Source organism: Pseudofrankia asymbiotica, assembly GCF_001983105.1.
GTDB lineage: Bacteria > Actinomycetota > Actinomycetes > Frankiales > Frankiaceae > Pseudofrankia > Pseudofrankia asymbiotica.
In genome coordinates this window covers 1-13,739 of record NZ_MOMC01000089.1, presented here as the reverse complement: position 1 = coordinate 13,739, position 13,739 = coordinate 1, and the positions used below count along the sequence as shown (strand labels likewise).

The 13,739-nt window shown below is 71.8% G+C and carries 11 protein-coding genes; 1 reads left to right on the top strand and 10 read right to left on the bottom strand.

Annotated features, from left to right (window positions below; translation table 11 throughout):
• Positions 1 to 134 precede the first annotated feature (134 nt).
• The 8 genes from BL253_RS34010 to BL253_RS33970 form a co-directional block, all read right to left on the bottom strand.
• Positions 135 to 1,697, bottom strand: a complete 1,563-nt coding sequence (locus BL253_RS34010; RefSeq protein ID WP_096336152.1) for a serine/threonine-protein kinase — start codon at positions 1,695 to 1,697, stop codon at positions 135 to 137.
• Between the two features lie 223 nt (positions 1,698 to 1,920).
• The gene (locus tag BL253_RS34005; RefSeq protein WP_076821697.1) at positions 1,921 to 2,115 is read right to left on the bottom strand and encodes a hypothetical protein; all 195 of its coding nucleotides are present in this window, start codon (positions 2,113 to 2,115) and stop codon (positions 1,921 to 1,923) included.
• A 164-nt stretch (positions 2,116 to 2,279) separates the two neighbouring features.
• A complete protein-coding gene (locus BL253_RS34000) occupies positions 2,280 to 2,993 on the bottom strand; it encodes a VOC family protein (RefSeq protein ID WP_076821695.1) in 714 nt (237 codons plus the stop codon).
• Between the two features lie 2 nt (positions 2,994 to 2,995).
• Positions 2,996 to 3,373 carry a DNA-binding protein gene (locus BL253_RS33995; RefSeq protein WP_198946511.1) on the bottom strand — a complete coding sequence of 126 codons (378 nt, stop codon included), beginning with the start codon at positions 3,371 to 3,373 and terminating at the stop codon, positions 2,996 to 2,998.
• A 35-nt stretch (positions 3,374 to 3,408) separates the two neighbouring features.
• Positions 3,409 to 3,666, bottom strand: a complete 258-nt coding sequence (locus BL253_RS33990) for a CopG family transcriptional regulator (RefSeq protein ID WP_076821691.1) — start codon at positions 3,664 to 3,666, stop codon at positions 3,409 to 3,411.
• A gap of 338 nt (positions 3,667 to 4,004) precedes the next feature.
• A complete protein-coding gene (locus tag BL253_RS44290) occupies positions 4,005 to 6,986 on the bottom strand; it encodes an ABC transporter substrate-binding protein (protein WP_081438972.1) in 2,982 nt (993 codons plus the stop codon).
• 162 nt (positions 6,987 to 7,148) lie between these two features.
• Positions 7,149 to 9,140, bottom strand: coding sequence for a threonine--tRNA ligase (gene thrS / locus BL253_RS33975; protein WP_076821689.1), 1,992 nt, complete (start codon positions 9,138 to 9,140; stop codon positions 7,149 to 7,151).
• A 246-nt stretch (positions 9,141 to 9,386) separates the two neighbouring features.
• Positions 9,387 to 10,286, bottom strand: coding sequence for a TetR/AcrR family transcriptional regulator (locus BL253_RS33970; RefSeq protein ID WP_274535294.1), 900 nt, complete (start codon positions 10,284 to 10,286; stop codon positions 9,387 to 9,389).
• 433 nt (positions 10,287 to 10,719) lie between these two features.
• Here BL253_RS33970 and panB point away from each other — a divergent pair, with 433 nt between their 5' ends.
• On the top strand, positions 10,720 to 11,709 hold the full coding sequence (gene panB, locus BL253_RS33965; protein ID WP_076821687.1) for a 3-methyl-2-oxobutanoate hydroxymethyltransferase: 990 nt from the start codon (positions 10,720 to 10,722) through the stop codon (positions 11,707 to 11,709).
• 237 nt (positions 11,710 to 11,946) lie between these two features.
• Here panB and BL253_RS33960 read toward each other — a convergent pair whose 3' ends face one another.
• Both BL253_RS33960 and npdG read right to left on the bottom strand, forming a co-directional pair.
• Positions 11,947 to 12,729, bottom strand: coding sequence for a helical backbone metal receptor (locus tag BL253_RS33960; RefSeq protein ID WP_076821686.1), 783 nt, complete (start codon positions 12,727 to 12,729; stop codon positions 11,947 to 11,949).
• A gap of 39 nt (positions 12,730 to 12,768) precedes the next feature.
• Positions 12,769 to 13,458, bottom strand: coding sequence for an NADPH-dependent F420 reductase (gene npdG, locus BL253_RS33955; protein WP_076821684.1), 690 nt, complete (start codon positions 13,456 to 13,458; stop codon positions 12,769 to 12,771).
• Positions 13,459 to 13,739: the final 281 nt, after the last annotated feature.

Sequence of the window (13,739 nt, the reverse complement as noted above, 5' to 3'; positions counted from 1 at the left end):
CGACACATGATGTGCCGATCGTAGGCCGACCATCGACCTGCCGTCGGCCGGGTCGCTTCACCGAGCGGGTGACACGCGTCGACGGGTGGCCACCTTCGTCTGGCGGAACCAGCCGGCCTCCGCGGGGATCGAACCTAGGGCGACGCGACTGCCGCGGACGCCGCGGTGCCGGAGTCCTGGTCGGGTGTGGGCCATGCGACTGTCGCCGGCGCGCTGGGGGTGGCGATGGGTGTTGGCGACACGGACGAATCCGGCTTCACATCGGTCGTCACATCGGTGACCGCGCGTAGGGCCGACACCTTGGCCTCCGCGTCGGCGCGACTGTCGGCGTGGACGCCGTCCCGCACCGTGCTTCGATCCGGCTCGGCGACCTCCGAGATCGGCATATAGACGCTGTCGACGCTGGAGAGGCCGGCGACGGACACACCCTGGAAGATGGCCACCCGGCCGTCGGATACACCGACGTAGTACTGGCTTCGTATCCACCCCCAGGCGCCGAGCGTGCCCGCGAGCAGCACGACGGCCACGATGGCGCCGGCGAGGATCAGCCTTCGTCTGCGCCGGCGGATGCCACCGCCGCCCACCGGGCCCGGCGGCCCGGCGGCGGCGATGCTGTCGGGTTCACCCGCCGCCGTCGGGGGCATCGGCCTGGATGACGGCGGGAAGGCGCGGGCCGTGGAATTCGTCCGCGTCGCGACCTCGTCGCGATATCCACGGTCGCCGGTTCTGGATGGCGCGGCGGGCGCACGGTCCTCGAGCGGCGTCTCCGGGACCCGGGCGGCCGGTTCCTGGGATGGTGGTGCCGAGCCGTGCGCTCCGGTTCCGGCCGCGGCGTCGCGGACGTCGTCGTCCAGCCGCAGCGGCAGGCCGGCGCGGGCGAGCCAGTCGCGGCCGTGGACGCCGACCGCGGCGACGGCCAGGTCACGCGCGAACGCGGACGCGGACGGCTGGCGGTCACCCGGCTCCCTGGCCAGCGCCCGCACCACCACGTCCGCCAGCGGGGCCGGCACCGACGGCGGCACGGACGGCGTCGTCGTCAGCTGCTGGTGCCAGAGCGCCTGCAGCGGCAGCGACGAGTCGAACGGCGGCCGGCCGACGAGCAACCGGTACATCAGGACGCCGAGCGCGTAGATGTCCGTCGCCGGTCCAAGCCGGCCACCGCGGATCTGCTCGGGCGCCATGTACATCGGCGTGCCCAGCTGGCCGGTCGCGGTCGTCGCGGTGCCCTGGAAGATCTTCGCGATGCCGAAGTCCGTCACCTTGACGGTCGAGGTGGCGTCGAACATGACGTTGTCCGGCTTGATGTCGCGGTGCAGCACACCACGCTCGTGGGCGTAGGCCAGCGCCGTGGCGACCCCCACGCCGACCGCGCACGCGGCCGGCGGCTCGAGACCCGCCAGGCGGCGGGTCAGCGTCCCACCGGACAGCTGCTCCATCACGATCAGGCACAGCTCGTCGGTCTCGACGTAGTCGTAGACCCGGACGATGTGCGGATGATCCAGGCTGGCGAGCAGCTGGGCTTCGGCCTCGAACGCCGACCGGCCTTCCTGGCCCGCTGGCAGCACCTTGACGGCGACATCCCGGTTCAGGCGCCGGTGGCGACCGGCGAGCACCAGTCCGAACGCACCGGCGCCAAGCCGGCCCCCGACCTCGATCGCGGGCAGGGCCGCGGCCACCGACTCCCGGTCGACAATCATCCGCTCGCCACCCAGCCGAGTCCGGCCGCACTCGACCGCGCGGCGCACCGGGCGGCATTCGCTATGTACACGCTTCCCAATTCTGGCGTCGCGACCGGTGCTCGACATCAGGGTTAACGCGTAGAAGACCGTTACGCCCACGCTGGCCGGCCTGGCCGAGGTCGGCGGCGCGGCGGTCATCGCCCGGTCGCGGGCCGGGAGCGGACGAGCCGGCACGGCGCCCTCAGTGGCTGGGTGCGACGCCCTCGGCGAGGGCCGCGTTGCCGTCCTGTCGGCAGCCGRCGGTGACGACCAACAGGCCCAGTTCGCCGAGGTCGCGGGGCTCGTAGCCGCGTCCGGCCGCGTAGTCGCTGCGCGGTGGGTAGACGGCGGTGCTGACGGTGATGGTGTCGTCGTCGCAACGGCTGTCGGCGAGCATCCGGCGGGCCGTGGACTCGGCCGCCGCCGTCGCCTCGCTCCGGGTGGTGGTCTGGGCGGCCGCGCCGGCGTCTCGACATCGCGGGCGACACCCGTCGGGTCGGCTGGATCATAGTCACGCGACCGTCACGCCCGGTGTTCCCGACATGTACCCGACACCGCGACTCAGCCCAGCAGGCCGGTCTCCGGGTTCCGGTCGGTGACGCAGTAGGTCAGGCCCGTCGGGTCACGCAGCACCGTCCAGTTCGTGCCGGTGGACACGACGGAAGCACCCAGGCCGACGTGGCGGCGGGTCTCGGCGGCCCGGTCGGTGCTGGCCAGGTCGAGGTGGGCGCGCATCGGCCCGTCCTGCTCGTCGAGGCGCTGCAGCAGGATTCGCAGCGGGATTCCCGCTGGCCGGACGAGGAAGCGGAGCTCCGGCCGGCTCGTGGCCCGCACCTCCCAGCCGGTCTCCTCGGCCCAGAACGCGCACTCCTCGTCGAACCGGCCGGCCGGGATGTCCAGGCAGATCTGGTCGACGAGCGACGTGTGCCCACCCGCCCAGGCCACCGGCTTCGGCCGGACGGACTCCCCCTCACCGACCTCGCAGAACACGAACCCGCCCGGCGACTGGCGGATCTCGAACTCCCGGCCCACGCGGTGCACGTCGAGATGCACCCGCGCGGGCCCGTCCCCCAGCCGCTGCACCCGCAGGAACGCGTCCCCGTCCGCCGGCACCAGCGTCGCGAACTCCCCGGTCGGGCCTCGTGACGGCGACAAGGTCGTCGCCGTCACCGCCCGCCAGAACGCGACCTCCCGCTCGAATTGCTCAGCGGGAAAGTCCAGAAACGCCGTCAGCCACACCGGGGCGATACCGGGGCTGTTCGCCGTCTGACTCATTCTCAGACCTTGACGATCTTCACCTGAGGCCTGCACAGCCTCTTCAGATCCTCGGGATCAGACGTCAGGATGGTCACCGGCCCAGACACCGCGTGCGCTGTAGCGGCAACTACCGCGTCGATGGCATGCCGATGCCCGTGGAGGCACGCGCCTCGTAGAAGGTCAGCGGCCGCCATCGCCAGCGTCTCGGTCACCGGCTCAACAACCACGCGCGACAAGGTCCAGCGCAGTGCGGCCCGGTTGACGCCAGGATGGACGGCCTCCACCAGCGTCATGGAAGTGGTGACGACACGAAGATCTCTGGCTCGCGCGACGTCGAGCCAGCCGGTGATGTCACGGTCACGTCGTACCGCAAGCGAGAGACCCTCGCTGTCCAGCATGAGCGTCCCCACGGCCGGGTCCGCGGCAGCCCGCTTCATTCCCCGCCCGTCCCGAACGTACCCCGCTCAGCACGAGCCAGCTGCTCCAGCTTGCGCCGCATCTCCTCTTCCGTGATCGGGCCGTGCTCGTCTTCGGCGGCCTCGATGAGTTCGCGGAGGTTGTCACGTTCCAGCTGCCGGCGAACGGCGGCGACCACGTAGGCGGACGGGTCGCCCTTGCCAGCGCGCGCCTGGACGGCCTGGGCGACATCCCGCGGCATCTTGATCGAGTACCGTACGATGTCGTCGGCCATGCGAAGGAGTGTAGCGCCGGCTTCCCATACCGTCATCGTCCTGGACCGGTGAAGAAACAGCATAAGCGCCGCCTTTGGCGAGGGGTCACGTCCCGTTCACGGTATGCCTTGCCCGCGCCTTCGAAAAGAATTTTCACCACCGAAGCATGACACCCATTCATGGGCCCACTGAATAGCGCTATTCGAGCGCCCGGCCGGCCATTTCTCCGCGAGAAACCAGTCCGAGCGCTCGTCGAGCGCTCGAATGGAACCCGCGAAAACGGCGATGCCGCCGCTCCCAGGTTGGAATCAACGGCATCGCGGCGCCTGGGCGCCGTCCGGTCTGAGGGCGGCCTCGCTCAGCCGCTCACGCCGAGAGAGGCGAAGTCGACCACGTTGAAGGCCGGCGAGTAGAGAATGTTCGTCACCCGATCGCTGTAGACATTGAGCGCCTTGTCGTAGATCAGCGGTATGTAGGCCGCCGAGTCGACGACCGCCCTGTCCACCGCCGTCCACGCGCGCTGCGCGGCGGCGTCGTCCGTGGCGACCGCGCCGGCGTCGATCCCGGTGTTCACCGCTGGCGAGTCGAGCTCGGCGTAGTTGCTGTTGCCCTGAGAAGGAATCCTGCGCCCGTCGACGATCGGGCCGAGGAAACCGGAGGCCGACGGCCAGTCGGAACCCCAGACGGCCAGGGCGAGACCGTAGCCGTTGTTCCGCATGGTCGCCGGCACGCCAAGCTGGGTCGTGTAGTACTCGGCCGTCGGGAAGGTCTTGACGGTGACGCTGATGCCGACCCGCTTCAGCGACTGCGCCAGCGCGGTGGCCTGTGCCTTGTACCTGGCCACATCCTGGGTGATCAGGGTCGTCGCGAACCCGTTCGGCTGACCGCAGGCGGCCAGTTCCTCCTTGGCCTTCGCGACGGAGCCACGGCCGTCCGTCGACGGGTAGAGGTCGAACTTCTGGAAGTACCGGATCGTCGGCGGCAGCATCGTCGTCGCGACGTCGCCGGCGGTCGAGCCGCCGCGCGCGTCGACCTGGGCCTGCCGGTCCACGGCCCAGGCGACCGCCTTGCGGCAGTGGACGTTGTCGAACGGCTTCACCGTCGTGGTGACGCTCAGATATCGCAGGAAGCCGTTGTGGTCGAGGCTGGTCCGCGACGCGCGCAGGGCCGGATCGGCGAGCAGCTGCGCCCGGGCCGATTCCTGCACACCGGACTGGGCGGCGTAGACGTCGCCTTCACCGGCCAGGATCTGGCTGTCGATGGYGGCCGGGTCGAGGCCCATCGTCTCCTCGATCCGATCGGGCAGCGCCTTGTTCACCGGGTCGCTCGCCGGGTTCCACCGGCCGTTGCGCACCAGGACCAGCTTCTTACCGGGCTCGTACGACTCGAACCTGTACGGGCCGGACGACACGGGATGGTCGGTGTAGTGGGCTACGGTGTCGAGCCGCCGCGGCACCGGGGTCGATGTCGGCATGGCCATGACCCGATTCCAGTCGCCGAACGGGCGGTTCAGATGGAAGACGATTGTCTTGTCGTCCGGGGTCTGGATGGACGTCAGACCCAGCTTCTCCGGATCGGTGTCCTTGTACGGGCCGTCGTACGACGGACTGGTCTGCAGGTAGTCGACGACAAAGGTCGGGCCGCCGCCCACGACATCGGTCGCGAACACCCGCTCGATGGCGTACTTGATGTCCTTCGATGTGATCGGTGTTCCGTCCTCGAACCTGCTCCCATCCCTGAGCGTGTACTTCCACGTCCTGCGGTCGGTCGACGTGGCGGGCGCGGTCGCGAGGTCGCCCATCAGCTCGGTCGACATCGGCGCGCGCGTGTAGGTCAGAAGCTGCCGGGAGAACCAGCGCAGCTGGGACCAGCAACTCCCGTAGTACGTACGCTGCGGGTCCCAGTAGTCGCAGTCGGAGTCGTTGAGCACCCGCAGCGTGCCGCCCTTCCTGTCCGAGGGACGGAGCCGCTGCTCCGACGTGACCGTCGGGTCAAGCGGGCCCGGCGTCGCGGACTCCGACGCGGACGGCGACGCCGTCGCGCCCCGCTCCTCCAGGTCGGGTTTGGAGCCAGGCAGCAGGAGCAGGACGAGCGTCAGCGCGAGTGCGCCGGCGACGGCGGCGCTCCCACCGGCCCAGCTCCAGACGCGCCGCGAGCCTCGCCACCCGGACCTTGGCCGGCGCGGGCCCCGCGGAGCCTCGGCCCAGGGCCATCCGCCGGGCGGCACCGACCCGTCGGCGAGACGCGTGGAGGCGTGCTCGTCCACCGGCTGCGCGGGCACGGCGCCCGGCTGGCCGACGGGGCCGGCGGGCCAGGGCGTGGCGCCGACGGGCCCGGCACCCGGCGGCGCGTAGGACGGCGGCGCGAAAGACGGCGGCCGGAGGGGTGGCGGCGGTCCGACCGAAGCGGGCCCCGCGCCGGGGAAAGCGGCGGAGGGAGGCGCGGACGGCGCCGCCCACGGCGGCACGGCCGCGCGGCGCACCTGGTCGTCCAGCCACAGCCGCAGGCCCGAGCGGTCCAGCCAGCCGGGCCCGTAGGCCGCGGCGGTGGCCGACGCGAGGTCGAGCGCGAACGCGTGCGCCGTCGGGTAACGCCAGGCCGGGTCCTTGGCCAGGGCGCGCAGCAGCACGGTCGTGATCCGCGGTGGCACCCCTGCCGGGGGCGTCGGGGCGACCGTCAGGTGGTGCTGCCAGAGCACCGCCAGCGGCAGGTTGGCCGGGAACGGCGGCTTCCCCGCGAGCAGCTGGTAGAGCAGGACGCCGAGGGCATAGATGTCGGTCGGCGGGCCGAGGCGTCCGCCGACGATCTGTTCCGGCGCCATGTACAGCGGCGTGCCGACCTGAGCGCTCGCTGTGGTGGCCGAGCTTCCGAGCAGCTTCGCGATGCCGAAGTCGGTGACCTTGACGACCCCGGCCGCGTCGAACATGACGTTGTCCGACTTGATGTCGCGGTGCAGCACGCCCGCGTCGTGGGCGTACGCGAGACCCGAGGCGACCGCCAGGCCCACCGCGCAGGCCGTCTCGGCGGTGATCCCGGCTGTCCGCCGGCGGGCCAGGGTGCCGCCGGCGAGGATCTCCATCACGACCAGGCACAGGTCGGCGGTCTCGATATAGTCGTAGACCCGGACGATGTGCGGGTGGTCCAGGCGCGCGAGCAGCTGGGCCTCGGCCGCGAAACCGCGATGGCCGTCCTGGGCCGCCGGCAGCACCTTGATCGCGACCTCGCGGTTGAGGCTGCGCTGGCGACTGGCGAGCACCAGGCCGAAGGCACCGGCACCCAGCCGCTCTCCGATGTCGAATCCGGGGAGCGCCGCGGCCACCGACTGCCTGTCGACGATCACGCCGTCAGCCTCTCAGCGCCCCTCGCCCGGAACGCGAGCCGGATGTTTCCGCACCAACCCGGACGCATGATGTCGTGATCCTAACGGCATGCCGAGCCGCGCAAGGACGATGCCGCCGGTCCCCTGAGGGGAGACCGGCGGCATCGGGACGCGCGGGTGTGGTCAGACCTGGATGCGGCGGTCCACGGCGTCGAGGATCTCGGCGACGGCCTCGTCGACGGGGACGCCGTTGCGCTGGGAGCCGTCGCGATAGCGGAAGGAGACCGCGCCCTTGGCGACGTCGTCGTCGCCGGCGATGAGCATGTACGGGACCTTCTGCTTCTGCGCGTCGCGGATCTTCTTCTGCATCCGGTTGTCAGAGGAGTCGACCTCCACCCGGATGCCCTTCGCCGTCAGCTTCGCGGCGATGTCCTTCAGGTACGGGACGTGGTCGTCGGTGATGGGGATGCCGACGGCCTGGACCGGGGCGAGCCACGGCGGCATCGCGCCGGCGTAGTGCTCCAGCAGGATCGCGAAGAACCGCTCGATGGTGCCGAACAGCGCCCGGTGGATCATGAACGGGCGCTGGCGGGTGCCGTCGGCGGCCTGGTACTCCATCTCGAACCGCTGGGGCATCTGGAAGTCGACCTGGATGGTCGACAGCTGCCAGGTCCGGCCGATCGCGTCCTTCGCCTGGACGGAGATCTTCGGACCGTAGAAGGCGCCGCCGCCCGGGTCCATGACCAGCTCGAGGCCCTGCTTCTCGGCGGCCTCGCGCAGCAGCTGGGTGGCGTCCACCCACTCCTCGTCGGTGCCGATCGCCTTGCCCTCGGGACGGGTCGACAGCTCCAGGTAGAAGTCGGTGAGGCCGTAGTCGCGCAGCAGGCCGAGCACGAACTTCAGGGTGTTGTCGAGCTCCTCCGGGAGCTGGTCGCGGGAGCAGAACAGGTGGGCGTCGTCCTGGGTGAGCCCGCGCACCCGGGTGAGGCCGTGCACGACGCCGGACTTCTCGTACCGGTAGACGGTGCCGAACTCGAACAGCCGCAGCGGCAGCTCCCGGTAGGACCGCCCACGCGACTTGAAGATCAGGATGTGCATGGGGCAGTTCATCGGCTTGAGGTAGTAGTCCGTGCCGCCGTCGAGCGACATGGGCGGGTACATGCCGTCGGCGAACCAGTCGAGGTGCCCGGAGATCTCATACAGGGTCGACTTGGTGATGTGCGGCGTGTTGACGAACTCGTACCCCGCCTCGATGTGCCGGCGGCGCGAGTAGTCCTCCATCACGGTGCGGATCGCGCCGCCCCTGGGGTGGAAGACCGCGAGGCCGGGGCCCAGCTCGGTCGGGAAGGAGAAGAGGTCCAGCTCGGCGCCCAGGCGCCGGTGGTCACGCTTCTCCGCCTCGGCCAGCATGTGCTGGTGCTGGGCCAGYGCCTCCTTCGACTCCCAGGCGGTGCCGTAGATGCGCTGCAGCTGCGGGTTCTTCTCGCTGCCCCGCCAGTAGGCCGCGGCGGACCGCTGGACCGCGAAGGCGGGGATATGCCGGGTGGTCGGCACGTGCGGGCCGCGGCAGAGGTCCTTCCAGCACAGCTCGCCGGACTTGGCGTCCAGGTTGTCGTAGATGGTGAGCTCGCCCTCGCCCACCTCCACCGAGGCGTCGGAGGCGTCGGCCTCGTCACCGGTGCCGGCCCCGGACTTCAGCCCGATGAGTTCCAGCTTGTAGGGCTCGTCGGCGAGCTCGGCGCGTGCCTCGTCGTCGCTGACGACCCGGCGGGAGAACTTCTGGCCGGCCTTGACGATCTCACGGGCGCGCTTCTCGATCGCCTTGAGATCCTCGGCGGAGAACGGCTTCTCGACGTCGAAGTCGTAGTAGAAGCCGTTCTGGATGGGCGGGCCGATCCCCAGCTTCGCCTTCGGGAACAGGTCCTGCACCGCCTGGGCCACGACGTGCGCGGTCGAGTGCCGCACGATCGCCCGGCCGTCCGGCGAGCCGACGGTGATCGGCTCGACGACGTCGCCGTCGGCCAGGACGTAGGCAAGGTCACGCTGCCTGCCGCCGACCCGCGCGGCGATCACCGACCGGTCGGCCGCGAAGAGGTCCGCCGCCGTCGTCCCTGTGGCGACCACCCGATCATCCCGCTGCTCGGCATGCTGGACGGTCACACGGAGGTCGGACACCGGTTTCTCCTGGTCTGGCGCCCGGGGCCCTTGCCCGGGTCGGCGTGGGTGGTCGGTCGGAGCTGGAGGGGCTCGAGGGAACAGTTTCGCCCGTCGCGCGAGAGTGTCGCGCCTGTCTCGGGTGCCTGTCTCGGCAGTTTCGCCCCGCTCGCCGATGCTACTCCGGCTGGCGTGCCGCCCTCCGCCGACATGACTACGCTGGGTGATACCGGGCGTTCCCCGGCCGGCCGAGTCGCCAGCGGAGGCTCAGACGGTGGTGCGCTCCACCTCGACGCGGCGGCTCTCGGTGTCGGTGTCGGTGTCGGTGACCTCTTCCGAGGCCCCCGCCGGGTCCGTGCCGGCGATCTCGGGTAGGCCAGGATTCATGGCGACGGTATCGGCGTTGCCGTTGGCGACCGCGGGCCTGGCCGGCGGACGCGTGAGGATGCCTCCGAGCACGGTGTCGACGACCTGGGCGATCCGGGTGCCGCTCACCTCGTTGTATCCGCTGGTGTACTGCCGATAGGCGACCGGTCCGACCAGCATGTCGGTGATCAGGTCGATATCCAGGTCGACCGGCAGCTCGCCGGCCGCGACCCCCTTCGCCAGCACCTTCGCGGCCTGCTGGCGGAACGGCTCCATCACCTGCTGGCGGTAGGTCTCGAACAGCTCGGGATGGGCCTCCCGCTCGGCCAGCAGCCGCGGCATGATCCGGCCCGCCAGCGTCTGCAGGTTGTGCCGGCGTACGGTGTTCAGCCAGGCGACGAGGTCGTCGCGCAGCGACCCGGTGTCGACCGGTTCGGCCGTCTCCACCAGCGTCGCCAGGGCATCGGCCACGAGTGTGTTCTTCGTCGACCAGCGCCGGTAAAGCGTCGCCTTGCCCACCTTGGCCCGCGCGGCGACGGCCTCCATGGACAGCCCCGTGAACCCGGCCGTCGCCAGTGTGTGCAGGGTCGCCTCGATGATCGCCCCGTCGGCGCGTGCGTCGCGTGGCCGGCCCGGCGGACGGACGCCGGACGGCGGGCGGTCTGGCCGCCCGCGCGGCCCTGGCCGCCCCACCTCCGCGGTCGTCACCGGCCGTCCGCCCATGCCGGACTCGCGGGCACCACGCCGAGCCAGCCCGCGCGACGCCGCCCGCTGGATCTCGCTCTCACCGGTCTCCCTCACTCGCCGGTCGCCCCTGGTCAACCGTTCACCGCCGCACCCCGGCGAGGCGACCCCCGCTGAGAGGGCCACGCCGGGCAGGCATGGCGAGCCAACGGAGGACCGCCCACGAGAGCGCTCTCGTGCTGGCAGGCACGACGAACCCCCGGCCGATCGCACCCCGCCCACGACGGCCACGCCGTGCGATCGCCCACGCCACTGGCACTCCCCATTCTTTCAAGATCAGAGCGTACGGCGAGCCCGTATGTGGTGCATCCGGTTGACCCAGCGGCGCGATGGCCATATGCGCAGGTCAGCGACAGGCACATGCCGAGTTGGCAAGCGGGGCCAGCCGGCTGTGTGATCCACGCACCACTTTCGGCGGAGCGGTCGGCGGTGGCAGCATGTGACCGACGCCGGGACGCGCGACGCGCCCGGACGACGCAGAGGAGGCTCCATGAGCAACTCCGCTACTCACTACCGCCCCACCACTCCCCCGACTCCCTCGACCCCGCTCACGACGGCCGCCCGTCCGGGCGCCACGGCCACGCCCGAGGAGGCGGCGACGCTCTACGGCGCGCCGACCATCGCCGCGGCACCGGCCGGGCACGCTCCTGAGACTGCCGAGCAGCGGCCCGCGGCCCGCCCACGCCGGCGCACCACGGTGCGCGACCTCGCGGCCCACAAGGACCGCGGCGAGAAGTGGGCGATGCTCACCGCCTACGACTACACGACAGCGTCGATCTTCGACGAGGCCGAGGTGCCGGTGCTGCTCGTCGGCGACTCGGCGGCGAACGTCGTCTACGGCTACGACACGACCGTGCCGGTCAGCGTCGACGAGCTGCTCCCGCTGGTGCGCGCCGTCGTCCGCGGCGCGCCGCACGCGATGGTCATCGCCGACCTGCCGTTCGGCTCCTACCAGGCGAGCCCGGCGCAGGCGCTGGAGACGGCCGTGCGGTTCCTCAAGGACGGCGGCGCGCAGGCGGTCAAGCTGGAGGGCGGCGCCCGCGTCGCCCCCCAGGTCGAGCTGCTGGTCTCGGCCGGGGTGCCTGTGATGGGCCACCTGGGCCTGACCCCGCAGAGCATCAACACGCTCGGCGGCTACCGGGTGCAGGGCCGCGAGGACGCCGGCGCGGCGCTGCTGGCCGACGCGCTGGCGCTCGAGGCGGCCGGAGCCTTCGCCATCGTGCTGGAGGTCGTGCCCTCGGACGTCGCCGCCCGGATCAGCAAGGCGCTGACGATCCCGACCGTGGGCATCGGCGCCGGCTCCGACTGCGACGCCCAGGTGCTGGTCTGGCAGGACATGGCCGGCCTCTCGGCCGGACGGGCACCACGCTTCGTACGCCGGTTCGCCGACCTGCGCTCGACGCTGCTCGACGCCGTGCACACCTACGTCGACGACGTCCGCGACGGCCACTACCCAACCGTCGAGTACTCCTACGACTGAACTACTGGTTCGCTCCGTCCGGGCACGGCCCCTCCGGCAGCCCGCTCGCCTGACGGCTCGCGGGCTACCGCCGGGCCGCGGCCTCCTCCGCGAACGTGCCCTGCGGCGACCTCGCTGCGGCCCGGCCCACCTCGCTTCGCTCGTGGGCCGGGCCTCCGCGAGGCGCGCCTCCGGGCCAGCCCGGTGACGTGCCTCGCCCACCGGGCCGGAGCGCCCCCCGGACGGAGCGAACCAATGTCACGGCGCGGCGGCGAGCTGGTCCCTGAGCACCGATGGGGCCTCGGCCAGGGAGGGGCCGTACCAGGTGAGGTGGCGGCCCGAGACGCAGGCCGCGGGGGCGTCGAAGGACTCCGGGCCGTCCTCGGGGCTGAAGGCATACGGCTCGTCGGGGAGCACGACCAGGTCGTGTGACGGCAGGTCGGCGATGGTGACGCGCGGATAGCGCTCCGCGTGGCCCGCCAGGACGTTGTCGACGCCGAGCCGGGCGAGCACGTCGCCGGTGAAGGTGTCACGGCCCACGGCCATCCAGGGCCGCCGCCAGATCGGGATGACGGCCCGGCGCCGGGGCTGGCCGGCCGTCTCCCGGAAGGGCTCTCGCCAGACCGCGGCGGCCTCCTCCAGCCAGGACGGCCGCCCGAGCCCGCAGCCGAGCCGCAGCAGCCGGTCGAGGCTGTCCAGCGCCGCGGGGACGGTCGTCGGCGCCGTCACCCACACGGCGAGCCCGGCGGCGCGCAGCGCGGCGAGGTCGGGCTCGCGGTTCTCCTCGGCGTTGGCCACCACCAGGTCGGGGGCGAGGCGCAGGACGGCCTCGAGGTCGGGGTTCTTGGTGCCACGCACCCGGGTGACGTCAAGATCACCCGGGTGCGTGCACCAGTTCGTCGCGCCGACGAGCAGGCCCGGGGCGCTGGCGGCGATCGACTCGGTGAGGCTCGGCACGAGCGACACCACCCGCTCGACCGGCGCCCGCACCGCCACCACCAGTCCCAGATCGTCCAGGAGCGTCTCGTCCACGGCCGCCATCACCTCTACACCTTGGACCAGGAACGGCGGCGGTTTCGCTCAGAGGTGGGGTACGTCGGTGATGCGGATGCCGGCGTGGGCCTTGTATCGGCGGTTCATGGAGATGAGGTTCGCGGTGAACGCCTCGACCTGGCCGGCGTTGCGCAGCTTGCCGGCGTAGATGCCACGCATGCCCGGGATGCGCTCGGCGAGGGCCTGGACCAGGTCGGTGGCGGCGCGATCGTCACCGAGCACCAGGATGTCGGTGTCGACCTCGGCGATCGACTCGTCGGCCAGCAGCACCGCGGAGACGTGGTGGAAGGCCGCGACAACGGTGCTGTCGGGCAGTAGCGCGGCGGCCTGCTGCGCGGCGCTGCCCTCGGCGACCGGCAGCGGGTAGGCGCCGCCCTTGTCGAAGCCGAGCGGGTTCACGCAGTCGATCACGATCTTGCCGGCGAGCTCCTTGCGCAGGCTCGCGAGCAGGTCTCCATGGCCCTCCCAGGGCACCGCGACGATCACGATGTCCGCCTGCCCGGCGGTGCTCGCGTTGTCGGTGCCCTCGACCGTCCGGCCGGGCGCGGACAGCTTGGCGGCCGCCTCCTCGCCCCGCTCGGCGGACCGCGAGCCGATGACCACCTTGTGGCCGGCCGCGGCGAACCGAATGGCCAGGCCGCCCCCCTGCGGCCCGGAGCCACCGAGGATGCCGATGGACAGGGAAGAAAGGTCCTGCTCGTCTTCGGATGCGCTCACGGACCCATCGTGCCCGAACCAGCGCGTACGCGCCCCGAGCCGGCTGGTCAGCCAATGTGGGCTGTGCCACCGGCGGACCGGAGTCCGGTCCGCCGGTGGCACAGCCCGCGCACGATGCCGCGTGATCGCCGCCACGGACACCCGGCGGGTCACCGAAGCCGCCGAACCGACGACGCGACGCGATGCCGCGTCGCGCGGCGTGGGGTAGCGCGGCGTGGGGTAGCGCGGCGTGGGGTAGCGCGGCGTGGGGTAGCGCGGCGTGGGGTAGCGCGGCGTGGGGT

Bases quoted from the DNA above. Each gene is read 5' to 3' on its own strand.
- panB (WP_076821687.1), top strand. From the start codon at position 10,720: ATGAGCAACTCCGCTACTCACTACCGCCCCACCACTCCCCCGACTCCC.
- BL253_RS34010 (WP_096336152.1), bottom strand. From the start codon at position 1,697: ATGATTGTCGACCGGGAGTCGGTGGCCGCGGCCCTGCCCGCGATCGAG.
- BL253_RS34000 (WP_076821695.1), bottom strand. From the start codon at position 2,993: ATGAGTCAGACGGCGAACAGCCCCGGTATCGCCCCGGTGTGGCTGACG.
- BL253_RS33960 (WP_076821686.1), bottom strand. From the start codon at position 12,729: ATGGCGGCCGTGGACGAGACGCTCCTGGACGATCTGGGACTGGTGGTG.
- BL253_RS33990 (WP_076821691.1), bottom strand. From the start codon at position 3,666: ATGGCCGACGACATCGTACGGTACTCGATCAAGATGCCGCGGGATGTC.
- BL253_RS33995 (WP_198946511.1), bottom strand. From the start codon at position 3,373: ATGCTGGACAGCGAGGGTCTCTCGCTTGCGGTACGACGTGACCGTGAC.